This is a genomic window from Anaerosolibacter sp., from assembly GCF_029240175.1.
GTDB lineage: Bacteria > Bacillota > Clostridia > Peptostreptococcales > Thermotaleaceae > Anaerosolibacter.
This window is the reverse complement of the sequence record NZ_JARBTM010000011.1, coordinates 128,874-146,330: the sequence shown is the minus strand read 5'-3', so window position 1 is coordinate 146,330 and position 17,457 is coordinate 128,874. Positions and strand designations below refer to the sequence as shown.

The window sequence follows — 17,457 nt, the reverse complement described above, 5'->3', positions numbered from 1 at the left end:
TTTTTTGTTATACTATTATAGTACGTTTAAATTCTTGTTTGAGAGGTGGATCCATGCAGAGAAATAAAATCGGCATTTTTATCGTAATCATTATACTAATAAACACCTTTTTGCATCCAATGATAGCTTCAGCGTCTCCTCCAGACATCTCTGCTCCTAGTGGTATTCTTATTGATGCTGAAACTGGAGATGTTTTATATGAAAAGAATGCTTTTGACATTATGTATCCTGCCAGCACGACAAAAATTATGACTGCTATTCTTACCCTAGAGAACACACAACTTCAAGATATCGTTACGATTGATAAAGAAACACCCTTTACCGATGGCAACAGAATCTATGCCATTGAAGGTGAAACGTTCACGGTTGAACAACTGCTTTACGCGCTAATGGTTGAATCTGCAAATGATGCTGCTGTCGCTTTAGCTAAGCATGTTTCTGGCTCCGTTGAAGATTTTGCTAGACTTATGAATAAAAGAGCAAAAGAGCTCGGCGCGAAAAACACCCATTTTGTAAATCCAAATGGGCTACCCAATGATGAACATGTTACAACAGCATACGATCTTGCAATGATCGCAAAATATGCTATGACATTGCCTTCATTTCCTGATCTTGTTAAAACGGTTCGTTATCAGATCCCACCTACAGACAAACAACCTGAGACTCGCTACCTGAAATCTTCAAATCGCTTTCTGTGGGGTGTGGGTGGTAGCAATAAAATCAATTATAAAGGACAATGGATAAATATAAAATATGATATCGTCGAGGGGATAAAGACAGGATATACAATTAAAGCGCAGCAGTGCTTAGTGACCTCAGCAAAAAAGGATGGACATCGATTAATAGCTGTCGTGTTAAAGGCTCAGGGCACGAATATTTATACTGATACAAGAACGTTAATTGATTATGGCTTTGATAATTTTAGCTATATTAAGCTGACTGAAGGTGGCCAACCCATAAAAACAATACCTATAGAAGGTGGGCAAGAAGCTACTCTAGAAGTACTTACCCAGAAAGAACTATACAAGGCCTATCCTAAGGATGAAACATCCCCGCAGGTTAGTCAATCAATAAAGATTCTTGATAACCTTCGGGCACCTATTCAGCGGGGTGATGTCGTCGGCTCACTTATATTTTCATCTAATGGCAATCAATTAGGTAAAGTGAATCTTGTCGCTGCAAAAACTATTGAAGAACGAGAAGGTATTACCACCATATTTTTTAATGAGCAGAGTCCAGGAAAATATATCATGAAGTTCTTCATCATCTTACTGTCACTTTATATTGCTTGGCGAACCTATATTACTTGGCGGCGTCTTAACCATAGAAGATTTAAATCCTCAAGGCGGCCTATCATGGTAGACAGTGCACGATCTCCTATTTTCCATAAAAAAAACAAATCAAATTATAGAAAAATGTAAGGATGTTTAATAAAAAAAAAGCCGTTCAATCACGGCTTTTTTTTATTAATATAATCTATGGACAAATAGACCACTTCTAAGTTTTGGTTCAAACCAAGTTGATTTTGGAGGCATTACTTCACCTGCATCTGCAATAGATATTAGATCATCAATTGTTGTTGGATACATAGAGAAGGCAACAACCATATCTTTTGCAACGCGTTTTTCTAGTTCACCTAGTCCACGAATTCCTCCAACAAAATCAATTCGCTTATCTGTTCTCGGATTTTCAATTCCTAATATAGGTTGAAGCAAGTTCTTTTGCATAATAGATACATCTAATCGATCTACTGGATCTGTATCATCATATGTCCCTTCCATTGCTGTAAGCTTATACCATGTATTGTCTAGATACATTCCAAACGTATGCTTTTGCTCAGGCTTGTACTGCCCTTCACCGTTATAAACTTCTACATTGAATTTTTCTTTTACTTTGTTTATAAACTCTTCACTTGAGAAGCCATTTAAGTCCTTTACTACTCTGTTATAATCCATGATAAACAAATCTTCATCTGGGAATATTACTGACATGAAAAAATTAAACTCTTCATTTCCAGTATATTTTGGGTTCTGTTCTCTTCTCTTTAAGCCTACTTTGACAGATGACGCTGAACGATGATGTCCATCAGCAATATATAAATAGTCTATACTGGCAAAAATATCGTGTATTCTACTTACTAACTCTTGATTATCGAGAACCCAAAAAATATGTGTAATACCATCATCTGAAGTGAAATTGTAAACTGGTTTGTGGAACTTAATCCAGTCATTAACAATCGTATTCACTTCTTTATTAGACTTATAGGTCAAGAAAATTGGTTCTGTGTTAGCATCACAGTAATCGAAATTATTGATCCGGTCTACTTCTTTCTCAGGTCTTGTAAATTCATGCTTCTTGATAATATCATTCATATAATCATCAATGGAGGTACAACCCACGATACCTGTTTGTACTCTACCATCCATAATTTGTCTATAAATGTAAAACATTGGTTGGCCATCTTGGAATAATATGTTATCTTCAATCATTTTGTCTAAGTTATGTCGAGCCATTTCATAAACCTTTGGATCGTAGGCATCTACAGAATCATCCAAATCAATTTCCGATCTCCCAACATGTAAAAAACTATAAGGATTTCCCTTTGCCATTTCCTTTGCCTCTTCCCGATTCATTACATCATACGGAAGGCATGCTACTTTATCCGCTAACTCTTGTTTTGGTCTTATTCCTTTAAACGGTCTAACAACAGCCATTCTTCATCCTCCTATTTAAAAAAGTTTGTGATAATCTCAACGATTTCTTCTCCAATTCTCATTTGGGCCTCTCCAGTAGATGCGCCAATATGAGGGGTTAAGGATATCTTATCATGGGTATATAATGCTTCATTTTTCGTTGGTTCTTCTTCAAACACATCAATAGCTGCAGCAGCTACTTTTCCAGAATCCAGTGCTTCCAGAAGAGCCTTTTCGCAAACTACGCCGCCTCGGGCAGTATTTATTACATATACACCATTCTTCATCATCTCGAACTGTTCTTTTCCAATAACAGCCTTCCCCCCTGGACCTGCAGGAATATGAAGTGATATAAAATCAGACTGAGCTAATAATTCATTAAAAGGCATGTATGTATATTCATCAGCACCTTCAACTTTACCTGACCTATTCGTATAAATCACGTTCATTCCTAAGGCTTTGGCTCTTTTAGCAGTTTCTCTGGCAATTCTTCCGAATCCAATTAAACCAAGCGTTTTCCCGCCTAACTCTATTCCTTCATAATGTTTCTTATTCCATTTACCGTCTCTCATGGTAACGTTTGCAATATGAATATGTCTGGCTATGGCAAACATATGTCCAATCGCCAACTCTGCTACAGAAGCACTGCTCGCTAACGGTGTGTTCATCACTTTTATGCCGTTTTCCATAGCGTACTCTACATCAATATTATCTACACCTACTCCACCTCGAATAACCAGCTTAAGCTGCTTCGTTTCCAGGGCTGCATCGATAATCGGCTTTCTTACCTTAGTAGCAGATCTAACGACGATGGCATCAAATTCTTTAATCTTTTCCATTAATACATCTGGTTCATAAAACTCTTCAACAACTTCAAACCCTGCGTTCTTAAGAGCTAAAACACCACTTTGTTCCATTCCATCTGTAATTAAAATTTTTGCCACTTTGATTCCTCCTACTATAATCCTAAGATTTCTTCGATAATAGACAATAATGTTTTAATGTCTTCAATCGTAGTTTCAGCCATATGGGCAATTCTAAAAGTAACATCCTTTAAATCACCATAGCCGTTAGAAATCATGTACCCTCGTTTACCTAACTCTTTATTTAAATCACTAACACTGATATTTTTTGTGTTTTTCACTGTTGTTAATGTATTTGATGCATATTGATCTTCTGCCAGCATCTCGAACTTATCTTTTGCCCAAGCGCGAACATACTTCGCCATTTCAAGATGTCGTTCAAAACGGTTATCTAGACCTTCAGCTAACATTTTGTCTAATTGATAGTCCAATGCATACATGTGAGGCAGAGATGGTGTTGATGGATATTGGTGATCTTTCTTTTGAACGTAGTTATATAAATCTAACAGATCAAAATATAAGCCTCTATTTTCAACTTGCTTTGCTGCTTCAATAGCCTTTGGCGAGAATGAACAAATGGCCATTCCTGGAGGTAAACCTAAACACTTCTGAGTAGATGTAATACATATATCCACACCTAGCTTATCCACTTCAATTTTCGTACCCCCTAGGGAACTTACTGTATCTAAGCAAAAAATCACATCGGGATATTTTCTAATTACTTCTGCAATTTCTTCAACAGGATTCATAATACCAGTTGATGTTTCGTTATGAGTAATTGTCACTAAATCATATTTTCCTGTAGAAAGTGCTTCTTCTACCATTTCAGGAGTAGTAGGTTTTCCTAATTCTGATGAGAATTTATCAGCTGGTACACCATTCGCTGTAGCCATCTTATACCATCTGTCACCAAAAGCACCTACTGAAAAGACAGCCGCTCTTTTTCTTGTACAAGATCTTACAGCACCTTCCATAAGACCACTACCAGAAGACGTAGATAAAAGGATAGCGTTTTCCGTGTACATAACCTTTCTCATTTTTTCAGTAATACTCTTTTGTAGCTCAGAAGCGTCTTTTGTTCTATGCCCAATCATCGGCGTAGCTAGCTTTTGTAGAACATCCTCAGCCACATCAACAGGTCCAGGAATGAATAATCTTTTATGCATTTTAAACCCTCCTATGTATAATTTATTTAATAGAGAGATTTTCTCCCTATCCTTCCTAAGTTGCCCATTCTATAATACCATTATTAATGATTCGACTCAATATCTATTATTTATACTTTTTTTAACAAGCTCATATCTAAAACATATTGTAGCTATAAAAAAGCGGCCAATAATATTATTGACCACTTTTCTATATCATAATCTTTTAAATGAAAACACTATAAAATCATTGCCACTGCTTCAATCTCAATATTCGCATCCTTCGGAAGTCTTGCTACTTCAACACAAGAACGGGCGGGCTTGTCTTCTGGGAAGTACTCACCGTATACTTCATTGATTTGTGCAAATTGGCTCATATCCTTGATGAATACAGTTAGTTTTACTGCATTTTTTAATGATGTGCCAGAAGATTTTAAAATTGCTTCCACGTTCTCTAAGCATTGGCGAGTTTCTGCTTTGATATCATTGATAATCATCTCTCCAGTAGTTGGATTTACAGGTAACTGTCCTGAAGTAAAAACCAAATTCCCTGCTTGAATTCCTTGAGAATAAGGACCTATTGCTGCTGGAGCCTGCTCTGTTTGAATAATTTTCTTTTCCAAATTAAAACCTCCTATTGCTTATTTACTCTGATCTCATCAAGATAATTATAAATTGTATATCTTGATACACATAGCACTTTCGCCACATAATCTATCGCACCCTTGATTAGAAAAGCCCCCTGTTCATCTAAGCGCTTAACAATATTTACTTTTTCGTCTTTACTCATATATGCAACTGGTTTTCCGAGTTCCTCCAATGTATTGGTAACGATACTGCTTAATACATCATTCACACTGTTACTTAAATAATCACTCTGCTTCAAGTCTTCTTTATTTTCAGTCTGTGTAAGCTCTTGAATTGCATTTTGAGCGACAATTAATTCAGACATATCAAAATTGATACATAGACATCCAATTACTTGTCCGTTATCATCATTAATGAACATCGTACTTGATTTTAGTGCCCGACCATCGGTACTTTTCCCTGTATAGTTGAGAATACTATCATTGGTATTCCCTTTACGAATTGCCTGTAGGCCAACTTCAGTCATAGGGCTTCCAAGGCTTCTTCCTGTAACGTGCCCATTCTCAATAGCAATAATTGAACTCTGAAAATTATTGAAATCATGAAGCACAACCTCACAGTTTTTACCAAATGTTTTTGCAATGCCTTCGACAATAGGCATAATACTCTTCAATATAGGATGAATACTTGTGCTCATCTAAATCCCCCTTTGTTCGACTCTTTTTATTTTCTTATTTATAAAATATCAACATTCTCAAAGGTCGCATCTTTCCAAACTCTCTCCAAATTATAAAAATATCTTTCATCCTCTATAAATACATGTACCACCACAGACATGTAGTCTAATAAAATCCAAGTACCATCGTTATAACCTTCCTTATGATCCAGTATAATGCCAATTTCTTCTAGCTTATCTACAACAGCATCAGCAATTGCCTTTGCATGGGTTGTAGAAGTACCATGAGCTATTACAAAATAATCTGCAAAACTTGAAACATGTTGAATATTTAGCAAAGCAATATCTCGTCCCTTTTTTTCATCAATTGCTTTGACAATACTCATCGCCATTTCTCTAGATTCTCTATGCATGTATAACCTCCTAATTAAATAAGATATGTCAACCTTTAGAAAGAGATCAGAGCAAGTATTGTTAGGTAAGCTATGTATAATAGCATTAATAACACGCCATCCAGTCTTCCTAGTTTACGATTAGCTGTTCCACCAATCACAAGAATTGTCATTAATAAAGCTGCAAAAGGTACATCTAACGCTAGTGTTTGAGGAAAATCCATAATATTTTTTCCAAACACTTCAAAATTTCTTGACGAAATAATTAAACCATTTTCCGCAATGATTGATGAAGTACCAAGCACCATGGTTAAGTTGAGAATATTGGCTCCAATAATATTGCCTATTGAAATTCCTTCATGCCCTTTGATCATTGCAATGAGGGCAGTAGTTAGTTCTGGTAATGAAGTACCCAATGCAATAAGGGTCAAACTTACGATCTGTTCAGGTATATTTAAAATTTCAGCAATTCGTACCCCATTATCTACGAGTAATCTGGCCCCTAAAATGATGCCTCCAGCACCAATAATAAACTTAGCTGCATTCTTTAATAATGCAGTACTAAAACTTTTCTCTTGAAATCGAACAGTATATCTATCCTCTTTATGGGTATATACTTCAAAGATATTTATTATTATATATATTATTAAAAGGATAAGCAATACAAATCCTTCAATTCGGCTAATCTGTCGATTAAAAGCCATCATGTATACAGTTCCTACAGCACCGAGCATTAAAAATCCCTTTATACTAAAAAATCTTCTACGGATTGGTATTGGTGATATAATGGCACACATGCCTAAGATAAGGCCAATATTACATATTGTCGAACCGATCGCATTACCTATAGACATATCTATATGACCATCTAATGTTGCAATCATAGAAACAAAGAGTTCTGGCAATGTTGTTGCAAGACTTACTAAGGTGGCTCCAATTAAAACGCTCGGAATTCCGGTCACCTTTGCAATCCAAACTGCTGCATCAACAAATAAGTCTCCTGCTTTAATTATTATAAACAATCCAGTAAAAAACAAAACATAAATCATCATATTTTCCATGTAGTCAGCTCCTTCTTTTTCATGCATGTTAATATATACACGGCTACATGATGACATATTCCCTCTGGCAACATAAATAAAAATAGACACTATATCAGTGTCTATTCTTTCCAATCACTTCCTACAATTATGGTTATTTCAGCCTCAGCATCTGGGTTAAGATCTGTTTCGATATCTTTAACATCCAGTAGCTTAGCAATCTTTTTCGCTTCGCTTGCTTTGTTTTTTCGATCATAAACATGGGTTTGGCTGTATTTCATGCCATTAATATTATTAATATTTACCACATTATACCCTTCATCTTTTAACTTTTTTCCGACCTTCGTCGCAAGTCCTGCTACCCCTGAACCGTTAAGTACTTCTACAGTAGCCTTGCTTGTAACCTCTTGTTCTTCTTTCTTCTGAATAATGCTACCGATTATACCATTAGATGCTTTCTCTGTCTCATATTGTAAGCCTTCCAGCATTGTATTCATTTTTTCCTTATCAGCAATGAAATACCATATGCCACTGATTAACTTTGGTTCTCCCGGAATGGTTAACATATTAATGCTATCCATATTTATACCTGGGGCCTGGGCTGCATAAGATGCAATGGCTGAGGCAGGCATATTTGTGTCTACATAAGTGCCAAAAGTTTTTGCAAGTTTAGGTAATTTTAGAATCGTTTGAGGACTCAAAAGCTTGTCGGCAACTGCTTTTAAAAATGTATGCTGTGCTTCAATTCTTCCTAAATCTTGATCAGTATATCCTTTTCTAAAGCGAACAAACTGCATTGCTTTATCTCCATCTAACACCTGCAAGCCCTTCTGAAGATTAATCTTCAGTGGTGGATCTGCATATGGATCTGTATACTTCATATTCATTGGTACATCGACTTCTACACCGCCAAGATCATCTACAATTTGACCTAGGGCCTTGTAATCGATTCTGACATAATAATCCACATTTATTCCTAGAAAATCCTTAACCGTTTTCATTGCAAGATCTATTCCGCCGTAAGCATGGGCATGATTAATCTTATCTTGTCCCTTATGTCCTCGGATAATTACTCTGGTATCTCTAGGAATAGAGATGATATTAACTGCTTTTGTTTTGGGGTCAAAATTTGCAACCATGATGGTATCAGTTCGTACACCATTCGCATTTTTGGCATCCTTTGCATCTACCCCTACAATGAGTACATTTACAGGTTCATTGCCGCGGGGTGCATCCTCAGGTATTGTCTCGTTTTCTGAACCGGCCCCACTGCTGATGCTATTCAAAAAAATATATAGTCCCGTACCCATCATTAACGCAAAACATACAAAGGCAACCACTAAAATTTTAAAAAACTTTTTCATTTACTCACTCCTGTTCCAATCTCCTTCATACATAGAAGTGAATTTCTAGCCGAGATTGTATCATGATGTATTAATTTACCCTGGGAGATAAGGTGGGAAATTGTTCGATCTGTAGCCATTAAAGTGGCTTTATCTAAATTAGATAAAGCCACTTTTCTTAATTCATCAACGCCTGGAAAATTCCTGTTTGGCTCAATGTAATCCGCTAAATAGATGATTTTTTCTAATAGTGTCATACCCTCTCTTCCCGTGGTATGATACCGAATTGCATCTAAAATTCCTTGATCCTGAATACCAAACGCTATGCGAGCAAATTCTCTGCCAACAACAGCATGCATTAATTCGGTTTGCTTTTTTGTCACACTATCTATGATTATATCAAATTCATCAACATAATTCAACATTTGTTGCTTATTTAAATCTTTCGCACAGTCATGCACTAATCCTGCTACACTTGCTTTATCTACGGTACAGCCGTATCTTTTTGCTAAAAATATTGCTGTTTCCTGCACACCTAAGGAGTGCAAATATCGCTTGGGACTTAATAAAGATTTCAAATCTTGCTGAATTTTTTTAATATCCATACTTTTTACTCCCTTATCGGTATAGTCCATTTTTATAAATATAGTATTCAACAGATTCAGGAACAAGATATTTTATTGACTGATTCTGAGTGACTCTTCTTCTAATATCCGTCGACGATATTGCCAATGCAGGAACATCCATTTGATATATATCTGCTTTGTATTTTTTTTGTAGTTCCTTAATTTTTCTATCTACAAAAGGTGATTCTAAACCAGGCCTGGTAGCTGCGATGAAGTGGCATATGTGCAATAGTTCATCTACATCTTTCCAAGTCTCTATATCGCAAATTGCATCTGCACCTGTTATGAAAAATAATTCTGTATTATCTTTATAAATCTGCTTTAACTTCTTAATTGTATGAATTGTATATGAAATACTAGCGTCTTCTATTTCAATCTTGGATACTTCAAAGTAAGGATTTGTTACTGTGGCAAGCAATGCCATAGCATATCTATGCTTTGAATCAGATACCGGTAAGCCAGTCTTATGAGGAGGAATACCAGCAGGTATGAAAATCACCTTATCTAGATTATATTCACATCTTATCTGTTCAGCAATAACCAGATGTCCATGGTGTATTGGATCAAAGGTTCCACCCATGACGGCTATTTTCTCCATTTTTTCACTTTTTTTATAGATTTCATTTTGCTTTTTCTCTGCTTGTTTTATGATTGTTTCTATATCCATCTGATTACACCTCTTTGGGTTTATCTTCTAATTTGATAATTATACACCATTTTATTCATAATTTGAAGTGTCATTTCAATTGTCTTAACTTTGGGTTGACTTTAGTAACAAATAATACATTTATATATAAATAAAAATCGGGTGTGACCCCGATCTTTTTACTGTCATTTTATTTTAATTAGGCAGCTGAATCTTTGGATTCTCCTTGGCCTTTCGATATAGCACAAATTTATTCCCAATTGCTTGGACAAATTCCGATTCAGTTAATTGGGCAACTTCATTCGCTGCATCCTTTGTATTTAAAAGACTTGTTTCAAGGACATGAATCTTTATTAATTCCCTTGCTTCTAATGCCTCATTTAATTGATTGATGAAGCTTTCAGTAATACCCATCTTACCGATTTGGGTAATCGGCTTTATTGTATTCGCTAAACTCTTAAGATAACTCCTTTGTTTCCCTGTAATCAAAATAATCCTCCTTTAAACTTCAACCTCTTTTCTAGCCTTGCGTCTATGAATTTCATAGTTTTTACTACCTTTTTTCCAGCCACTTCTCTCTTTATTTTCGAGCATTTGGTTTGTATGGCATTCATTAATAACAAAATCATTTTTTTCTAGACAGAAATATGCATGTGTTCCCTGTTTACAATTCTGGCAATTTAAGCAGCTCATACTAAATCTTGTACCCCCATATCAAAATTAATCATAGTATTCGAACTCAAAATCATACATTTTAACAGTATCTCCATCTTGAACACCCATTGCTTTTAATTCATCCACAATACCCCTCTTTCTAAGAAAATTCTGGAAATATCTTAATGAATCCATATCTTGAAAATTGGTTGAGTTGATAAGTTTTTCTACTGGTCTTCCTTCTACAACGTAGTAATCATTTTCTCTTCTAACAACAATTTTATGATTTTCGTTTTCGTCAGGTGTATAGTATTTGAAAATTTCAGTTTCATCGTATATAGGTATTTCCTTAATTTCATCAAGTTTGTTGGCTACAAAAGATAACAATTCTCCAAGACCTTTATTGGTAGCAGCAGATATTGGAAACACTTCATACCCTAGGGCTTTCATCGCTGCTTCAAAATCATTATATACGTCTTGAGATTCTAATAAATCTACCTTGTTCGCTGCTATCACTTGATATTTTTTTGACAAACGTTCGTCGTAATGCCTTAATTCATCATTGATTCTATGAAAATCTTCAATGGGGTCTCGGCCCTCTGAACCAGAAATGTCGACAACGTGAACAAGTAACTTGGTACGTTCAACGTGTCTTAGAAATTCTAATCCCAACCCTACACCTTGATGAGCACCTTCAATTAACCCCGGAATATCTGCCAAAACAAAACTTTTATTATGCACTTCAACGACACCTAGGTTTGGTGTAATCGTTGTAAAGTGATAATTCGCTATCTTCGGTTTAGCACTGGTAACTACGGATAGCATCGTAGATTTACCTACATTCGGAAAGCCTACTAACCCAACATCCGCTAGCAACTTTAGTTCTAATATAACAAAACGTTCTTCTGCATGACCGCCACTTTCTGCAAAATTGGGAGCTTGTCTAGTAGCCGTAGTGAAATGAACATTGCCTTTCCCGCCTTTACCACCCTTTGCGATGATGGCCCTCTCTCCATGGTTTGTTAAATCAGCAATAATTAGATTCGTTTGCTCATCTCGAACAATTGTCCCAGGTGGAACCTTTAATACTAGATCCTGGGCATCTCTGCCGTGCATCTTTTTAGCTTTTCCTTTTTCCCCTTCTTCTGCTATGTATTTCTTCTTATAGCGAAAATCCATCAATGTACGGAGTCCCTCGTCAACAACAAAAACAACATCGCCGCCTCTTCCGCCATCTCCCCCATCAGGGCCTCCTGCTGGAACATACTTCTCCTTACGGAAAGAAACCGATCCATCGCCACCCTTTCCGGATTTTACAAATATCCTTGCTTTATCTACAAACATTATATATCACCCTTAGTCCATTCTTCAATATTTTCATTTCAATATGCGCATTTCCTTCTTTTACTAATAAACTTATTATACCAACTGTTTCTATGGTGTCAACTATTTTTATTATGCCCACATTTATCACTTATAACCTGAAGAAAAATAATTGAAATGAACACGACCATAAAAAAAACCCCATATAAGGGGTTTTTTTATTCAGCAGCTACAGCTGTTTCTCTTGGGTATACACTTACTTGTTTCTTATCTTTTCCTTTTCTTTCGAACTTAACCACGCCGTCCGTTGTTGCAAACAACGTGTCGTCGCCACCTCTACCCACGTTATTTCCAGGGTGGATCTTCGTACCTCTTTGTCTTACAAGGATACTTCCTGCATTGACAAATTGTCCGTCAGCTCTTTTAACACCTAGTCTTTTCGCTTCGCTATCACGACCGTTTTTGGAGCTACCTACCCCTTTTTTACTCGCAAAAAGCTGAAGATTCATATTAAATAACATTACTTACACCTCCCTATCATGGAGTTCTATATACTTAGAATACATATTATGCGTAGCTTTCATACCAATCAGCATCGTACTCAGAATTAGATCGGCCTGAACCAACAATTTATCGGAAAGATTGTTTGGGAGCTTACAGCTAATCCATCCGTCTTCCATTTCATATATAACGTGAATGGATAACAGATCATGCAATGCTAAGATTGCAGTCTGAGCCAACACCGAAATGCTTGCACACACTATATCTTGGCCATACTCAGCTGCATTGGCATGTCCTTCCACAGTATATCCTATAACTCTCTTATGGATATCTCTTTCAATGATAATCTTAATCATGGATCATCAACCTATCCATTGATACTTTCAATTTTTACTTTTGTATACGGCTGACGATGTCCTTGCTTCTTTCTATAGTCTTTTTTAGACTTATATTTGAAAACGATAATTTTAGGAGCTTTACCATTCTCAACTACAGTTGCAGAAACTTTCGCGCCATTTACTGCTGGAGATCCTACAGTTAACTGACCATCCTTTGATAAAACCAATACCTTATCAAATTCTACAGTATCACCTTGAGTCACATCTAACTTTTCAATAAAAAGTGTGTCACCTTCTTGAACTCTGTATTGTTTTCCACCTGTTTCAATAATAGCGTACATTATTACACCTCCTCTAACCAGTCTCGCCAAATCCAAGGTACTTACGTTTAAAACCCGATTTGAGCGGCTTCCTACAAATAAAAATGATACCATACTCCTATTCAAAAGTCAATGATTCTCTAAAAAAACTATAAAAGACTTTGAATTTTATCGAGTTTCCCCATGCTTCTCGTATGGATTTCATCATTATGTATGTTTTCAGAAGCTTTCAGATATATTTTTAATTTGGTTTCCTTCTCTAAATCACTGATAAAATAATTGTTATCTTCAGTTAGCACAGACAAAACCGTCGGGTTTATTTCGAACAAAACCGCTTCTGCATTTGTATGATAGGAAATCCTTCGAACTTCTTTCTCAAGATTATGGATAACGGTATATTCAGAAAGAACTTTTCCTGTCCCATCACAATATGGACATTTTTTCTGAAGGATCGAATCGATTCTCTGCCTCACCTTTTTTCTTGTCATTTCCAAAAGTCCAAGTTGTGTCATACCTAATATATTTGTTTTCGTTCGATCTTTAGCTACTGCCTTCTCTAATATATAAAGCACTTCTTTCTCTGCATCTTTGTTTATCATATCTATGAAATCTACGATTATAATACCACCAATATCTCTTAGTCGTAGTTGTTTTGCAATTTCCTTTGCAGCTTCCTTATTAATCTTAACTACCGTATCATCAAGATCTGTACTTCCAACATACTTACCAGTATTTATATCAATAGAAGTCAGGGCTTCTGTCTGATCGATAATAATATATCCACCACTTTTTAGCCATATTTTTCTAGAAAGCGCATTCTTAATCATGGTTTCAATTTGATAATGTTCATAAATATCTACTTCAGATTGAAAATACTCTACACGATCTTTAAGATGAGGCGAAATTAGTTCTACAAAATCTAGTGTAGATTTATACTTTTCTCGATCATTCATGATAAAACGTTCAATATCATTACTAAACATATCCCGCACAGTTTTTTGAAGCAGATCCAGATCCTTATGTATCACTCTAGGCGCAAATCCTAAGTGTCTTTCACGATCAATTTTTTGCCAGAGCTTAAGCAAAAATTTTAAATCTTCTTTAAGCTCTTTTTGCTCTTTGCCTTCAGCAGCTGTCCTTGCAATCACACCAATATGTTTAGGTCTTATTTCTTCTACAGCTTGCTTTAGTCTCTCTCGTTCGTCCTCAGACTCTATTCTCCTAGAGATACCGACATAATCTACATGGGGCATCAAGACCAGGTATCTGCCAGGTAAAGTTAAATGGGTTGTGATTCGTGCTCCCTTTGTTCCAATGGGTTCTTTTATCACCTGCACAATGATTTCTTGTCCCCCTTTTACAACATCACGAATAGATATGTCCTTTGTAGAAATATCATGATTCTCAGTCATATAAGGCGGAATAGCATCTTTTACATATAGAAATGCATTTTTATCTAACCCAATATCTACAAATGCAGCCTGCATGCCTGGCAGAACATTGGTAACTCTTCCTTTATATATATTTCCTACGATTCTCTTCGTGTCTTCTCTTTCTACGTATATTTCAACGAGTTCCCTATTTTCCATCAAGGCTACCCTTGTTTGATTTAAACTAGAGTCTACAATTATCTCATTCATTCCAATATCCCCCTGTAAGAATAAATTTTTAGCCGTTGATTTCTAAGGGCGTTATTAGGGTGTCTCCAACGAGTGTATATAATTCTAGTCTATGCACTCTAACCTGATCAAGTATTATCGGCACTTCCATATCATGTATGAATTTTTCAATTAAAACTTCTGGTTTAAGATTACCCTTACTTCCTGTTGCCAACATCAGTTTAAATATGATGGACCTTCCACTATGCTCTAAAAGCTCCATTTTATAGATAAATCCTTTAATATCAATTTCCTTAGTGACATTTCTGCCATTTTTCTTTGATACCTTGTGAATGATTATTTCCTCAAGATCCATAAAGTCTTTAATGGCAACTTCGATGGTATTCTGTGTGGTATCATTCTCTAATGGGCAACTTACAATATAACTTGAAGCATCAACAATCGCCATTAATGCAGGTGTTTTTGCTTCAATATTCTTAGCTGATATAATCTTAATTCCTTCTGGCAGCTGTCTGTTTACACGATCGACAAAACTATCGGGCTTGAGTTCTTCATCTAGCTCTACGTCCATATATTCACCCTCGCTGGAAAGGCCAATTGGCACCGCTGTCGCAAAGGAAATCTTCGGATGGGGATTAAAGCCTTGAGAAAAAGATAGTTTAATATCGGCTCTTCTGAGGGCCCGCTCCATTAATCTTAGCAAATCAAGATGGGATATAAACTTCATAAGGTCATTTTTGACAAATTTAACACGCAATTTACTCATTAACATACACCACCTATAAACCCTTGATTTATACCACAACCTGTGCAGCTTGTTCGACAGTCGTGGGTCAAGACAGCCTCTTGGGCTCTTTCGTTTTCTTTTTTCAAATATTGTTTCGTAATCCCTATTTCTATATGCTCCCAGGGCAACATCTCTTCATAGCTGCGCTTCCGACTTGCATAAAAGTGAGGATCAATATTACAATCTTCAAAAGCTTTCATCCATTGATCATATTTAAAGAAATCATGCCAGCCATCAAACTTACAACCATTTTCCCATGCTTTAATAAGTACCTCTCCTAGCTTTCTATCTCCTCTTGCAAAAACGCCTTCGAGAAAGCTCGTTTCGGTATGATGGTAGCTGTACTTAATGTTTTTATGCCGCAATTTTCCTTTTAAGTATATTTGTTTTTCTCTTAATGTTTCAATAGAATCTTGAGCCTCCCACTGAAAAGGAGTAAACGGCTTTGGTACAAAGGAAGAAGTACTAATCGTGACATTTAATCCTTTGTTTCTCTTTTCCTTTGGTACTTTATAATAGGTTTCAACTACCTTATGGGCTAAATCTACAATTCCATCTAGGTCCTCGTAGGTTTCTGTAGGCAGTCCTATCATAAAATAGAGCTTGACATTATTCCAACCCAAAGAAAATGCATTTTCCATGGCTTGAATTAGGTCTTCTTCTGTTACCCCCTTATTAATCACATCGCGTAATCTCTGGGTTCCGGCTTCTGGAGCAAAGGTAAGTCCTGTTTTTCTGATCTTTTGGATTTCTTCAATCAGTTGCAGCGTGAAAGAATCAAGCCTAAGAGAAGGTAATGAAAGACCTACCTTTTGTTCGCCATATTTATCTATTAAATGTCTGATTAAATCATTTAAGCCAGAATAATCACTGGTGCTCAATGAAGAGAGAGACAATTCTTCGTATCCTGTATTATTGATGATCTCATGGGCCAAATCTTTTACCTTGTCAACAGAACGTTCTCGGACAGGTCTATAAATCATGCCCGCTTGGCAAAATCTACACCCCCGTGTACAACCTCTAAAAATCTCAACCATCGCACGATTATGTACCACATCAATAAATGGGACAATAACCTTTTCAGGAAAATATACATCGTCTAAATTTTTAATAATTCTTTTAGAAATTTTATTAGGCGCATTGTCACTTAATGGAACAAAGGCGTCAAGTGTTCCATTTTCATGATACTCTACCCTATAGAACGATGGTATGTAGACACCCTTTATGCCTGCAATAGAATGATAAAAATCTTTTTTATTCCTTCCTGAATGTTTCCAAAGCTTATATTTGTCAAGAAGCTCTAAAATAACCTCTTCTGCCTCTCCGAGAACAAAAATATCAACAATATCAGCAATGGGCTCAGGATTATAGGCACACGGTCCACCTGCGATAATGATCGGATCCTCCATACCTCGTTCATTACTCCGTAAAGGGATATTTCCTAATGCCAAAATATTTAAGATATTTGAATAGCTCAGTTCATATTGCAATGTAAATCCAATAAAATCCAGTTCATGAATGGGACTATGAGTTTCAAGGGTAAAAAGAGGCATTTCTTTTTCCTTTAATAATCCTTCCATATCTGCCCATGGCGAGAAGATTCTCTCACAATATATCTCATTTTGATTGTTTAAAAGATTATATAGAATATGCATGCCCAAGTGTGACATACCAACCTCATATACATCGGGAAAAGCAAATCCAAAACGTATATCAACTTGATTTAAGTCTTTTTTCACACTATTTAGCTCATTTCCAATATATCTGGCTGGCTTTTCAACTTTATAAAGTAGTTCATCTAAATCAATTTTTGTCATTTATTATCCTCCTACAACGCTTCATCTTATCTTTAGTATTTGTATACTATGTTGCATAAATACCTAAATTTTCTTCATTAGCATAG

Annotated in this window: 19 protein-coding genes; 1 reads left to right on the top strand and 18 read right to left on the bottom strand. The window is 36.0% G+C overall.

Annotated elements, in window-relative coordinates; all coding sequences use genetic code 11:
* Positions 1-53 precede the first annotated feature (53 nt).
* The gene (locus K0R93_RS09810) at positions 54-1,421 is read left to right on the top strand and encodes a D-alanyl-D-alanine carboxypeptidase family protein (RefSeq protein WP_300300614.1); all 1,368 of its coding nucleotides are present in this window, start codon (positions 54-56) and stop codon (positions 1,419-1,421) included.
* A 45-nt stretch (positions 1,422-1,466) separates the two neighbouring features.
* On the opposite strand, the gene K0R93_RS09805 is transcribed toward K0R93_RS09810, so the two are convergent.
* From K0R93_RS09805 to K0R93_RS09720, 18 genes are all read right to left on the bottom strand, one after another.
* Positions 1,467-2,714, bottom strand: coding sequence for a DUF1015 domain-containing protein (locus K0R93_RS09805; RefSeq protein WP_300300611.1), 1,248 nt, complete (start codon positions 2,712-2,714; stop codon positions 1,467-1,469).
* Positions 2,715-2,725: 11 nt separating this feature from the next.
* On the bottom strand, positions 2,726-3,637 hold the full coding sequence (locus tag K0R93_RS09800; RefSeq protein ID WP_300300608.1) for a D-2-hydroxyacid dehydrogenase: 912 nt from the start codon (positions 3,635-3,637) through the stop codon (positions 2,726-2,728).
* 14 nt (positions 3,638-3,651) lie between these two features.
* Positions 3,652-4,722, bottom strand: a complete 1,071-nt coding sequence (locus tag K0R93_RS09795; RefSeq protein ID WP_300300605.1) for a pyridoxal-phosphate-dependent aminotransferase family protein — start codon at positions 4,720-4,722, stop codon at positions 3,652-3,654.
* Between the two features lie 218 nt (positions 4,723-4,940).
* Positions 4,941-5,324, bottom strand: coding sequence for a RidA family protein (locus tag K0R93_RS09790; protein WP_300300602.1), 384 nt, complete (start codon positions 5,322-5,324; stop codon positions 4,941-4,943).
* Between the two features lie 11 nt (positions 5,325-5,335).
* Positions 5,336-5,986 carry a helix-turn-helix transcriptional regulator gene (locus K0R93_RS09785; RefSeq protein ID WP_300300599.1) on the bottom strand — a complete coding sequence of 217 codons (651 nt, stop codon included), beginning with the start codon at positions 5,984-5,986 and terminating at the stop codon, positions 5,336-5,338.
* Between the two features lie 38 nt (positions 5,987-6,024).
* Positions 6,025-6,378, bottom strand: coding sequence for a ribosome silencing factor (gene rsfS, locus K0R93_RS09780; protein ID WP_300300596.1), 354 nt, complete (start codon positions 6,376-6,378; stop codon positions 6,025-6,027).
* A gap of 35 nt (positions 6,379-6,413) precedes the next feature.
* Complete coding sequence (locus tag K0R93_RS09775) at positions 6,414-7,418, bottom strand: calcium/sodium antiporter (protein ID WP_300300593.1); 1,005 nt, start codon at positions 7,416-7,418, stop codon at positions 6,414-6,416.
* 101 nt (positions 7,419-7,519) lie between these two features.
* Entirely contained in the window at positions 7,520-8,761 is a 1,242-nt protein-coding gene (locus K0R93_RS09770; RefSeq protein ID WP_300300590.1) for an LCP family protein, read from the bottom strand.
* Positions 8,758-9,345, bottom strand: coding sequence for a bis(5'-nucleosyl)-tetraphosphatase (symmetrical) YqeK (gene yqeK / locus K0R93_RS09765; protein ID WP_300300587.1), 588 nt, complete (start codon positions 9,343-9,345; stop codon positions 8,758-8,760). Before yqeK ends, K0R93_RS09770 begins: the two co-directional genes overlap by 4 nt.
* A 13-nt stretch (positions 9,346-9,358) precedes the next feature.
* Positions 9,359-10,033, bottom strand: a complete 675-nt coding sequence (gene nadD, locus K0R93_RS09760) for a nicotinate-nucleotide adenylyltransferase (RefSeq protein ID WP_300300584.1) — start codon at positions 10,031-10,033, stop codon at positions 9,359-9,361.
* A 174-nt stretch (positions 10,034-10,207) separates the two neighbouring features.
* Positions 10,208-10,501, bottom strand: coding sequence for a ribosome assembly RNA-binding protein YhbY (gene yhbY, locus K0R93_RS09755; RefSeq protein ID WP_300300581.1), 294 nt, complete (start codon positions 10,499-10,501; stop codon positions 10,208-10,210).
* Positions 10,502-10,732: 231 nt separating this feature from the next.
* Positions 10,733-12,010, bottom strand: coding sequence for a GTPase ObgE (gene obgE, locus K0R93_RS09750; RefSeq protein WP_300300579.1), 1,278 nt, complete (start codon positions 12,008-12,010; stop codon positions 10,733-10,735).
* Positions 12,011-12,207: 197 nt separating this feature from the next.
* Positions 12,208-12,510, bottom strand: a complete 303-nt coding sequence (gene rpmA / locus K0R93_RS09745; protein ID WP_300300577.1) for a 50S ribosomal protein L27 — start codon at positions 12,508-12,510, stop codon at positions 12,208-12,210.
* A 3-nt stretch (positions 12,511-12,513) separates the two neighbouring features.
* Positions 12,514-12,846, bottom strand: a complete 333-nt coding sequence (locus tag K0R93_RS09740; RefSeq protein WP_300300574.1) for a ribosomal-processing cysteine protease Prp — start codon at positions 12,844-12,846, stop codon at positions 12,514-12,516.
* Positions 12,847-12,857: 11 nt separating this feature from the next.
* The gene (rplU, locus tag K0R93_RS09735) at positions 12,858-13,169 is read right to left on the bottom strand and encodes a 50S ribosomal protein L21 (protein ID WP_300300660.1); all 312 of its coding nucleotides are present in this window, start codon (positions 13,167-13,169) and stop codon (positions 12,858-12,860) included.
* Positions 13,170-13,297: 128 nt separating this feature from the next.
* Positions 13,298-14,788, bottom strand: a complete 1,491-nt coding sequence (locus K0R93_RS09730; RefSeq protein ID WP_300300571.1) for an Rne/Rng family ribonuclease — start codon at positions 14,786-14,788, stop codon at positions 13,298-13,300.
* Positions 14,789-14,816: 28 nt separating this feature from the next.
* A complete protein-coding gene (locus K0R93_RS09725; protein ID WP_300300568.1) occupies positions 14,817-15,533 on the bottom strand; it encodes a TIGR03936 family radical SAM-associated protein in 717 nt (238 codons plus the stop codon).
* Positions 15,533-17,371 carry a TIGR03960 family B12-binding radical SAM protein gene (locus K0R93_RS09720; RefSeq protein WP_300300565.1) on the bottom strand — a complete coding sequence of 613 codons (1,839 nt, stop codon included), beginning with the start codon at positions 17,369-17,371 and terminating at the stop codon, positions 15,533-15,535. Before K0R93_RS09720 ends, K0R93_RS09725 begins: the two co-directional genes overlap by 1 nt.
* Positions 17,372-17,457: the final 86 nt, after the last annotated feature.

Coding starts and splice junctions, on each gene's coding strand:
- yqeK (WP_300300587.1), bottom strand. CDS start 9,345: ATGGATATTAAAAAAATTCAGCAAGATTTGAAATCTTTATTAAGTCCC.
- nadD (WP_300300584.1), bottom strand. CDS start 10,033: ATGGATATAGAAACAATCATAAAACAAGCAGAGAAAAAGCAAAATGAA.
- K0R93_RS09775 (WP_300300593.1), bottom strand. CDS start 7,418: ATGGAAAATATGATGATTTATGTTTTGTTTTTTACTGGATTGTTTATA.
- K0R93_RS09805 (WP_300300611.1), bottom strand. CDS start 2,714: ATGGCTGTTGTTAGACCGTTTAAAGGAATAAGACCAAAACAAGAGTTA.
- K0R93_RS09730 (WP_300300571.1), bottom strand. CDS start 14,788: ATGAATGAGATAATTGTAGACTCTAGTTTAAATCAAACAAGGGTAGCC.
- rpmA (WP_300300577.1), bottom strand. CDS start 12,510: ATGTTATTTAATATGAATCTTCAGCTTTTTGCGAGTAAAAAAGGGGTA.
- obgE (WP_300300579.1), bottom strand. CDS start 12,010: ATGTTTGTAGATAAAGCAAGGATATTTGTAAAATCCGGAAAGGGTGGC.
- rsfS (WP_300300596.1), bottom strand. CDS start 6,378: ATGCATAGAGAATCTAGAGAAATGGCGATGAGTATTGTCAAAGCAATT.
- K0R93_RS09720 (WP_300300565.1), bottom strand. CDS start 17,371: ATGACAAAAATTGATTTAGATGAACTACTTTATAAAGTTGAAAAGCCA.
- K0R93_RS09725 (WP_300300568.1), bottom strand. CDS start 15,533: ATGAGTAAATTGCGTGTTAAATTTGTCAAAAATGACCTTATGAAGTTT.
- K0R93_RS09785 (WP_300300599.1), bottom strand. CDS start 5,986: ATGAGCACAAGTATTCATCCTATATTGAAGAGTATTATGCCTATTGTC.
- K0R93_RS09810 (WP_300300614.1), top strand. CDS start 54: ATGCAGAGAAATAAAATCGGCATTTTTATCGTAATCATTATACTAATA.
- K0R93_RS09770 (WP_300300590.1), bottom strand. CDS start 8,761: ATGAAAAAGTTTTTTAAAATTTTAGTGGTTGCCTTTGTATGTTTTGCG.
- K0R93_RS09795 (WP_300300605.1), bottom strand. CDS start 4,722: ATGCATAAAAGATTATTCATTCCTGGACCTGTTGATGTGGCTGAGGAT.
- K0R93_RS09740 (WP_300300574.1), bottom strand. CDS start 12,846: ATGATTAAGATTATCATTGAAAGAGATATCCATAAGAGAGTTATAGGA.
- rplU (WP_300300660.1), bottom strand. CDS start 13,169: ATGTACGCTATTATTGAAACAGGTGGAAAACAATACAGAGTTCAAGAA.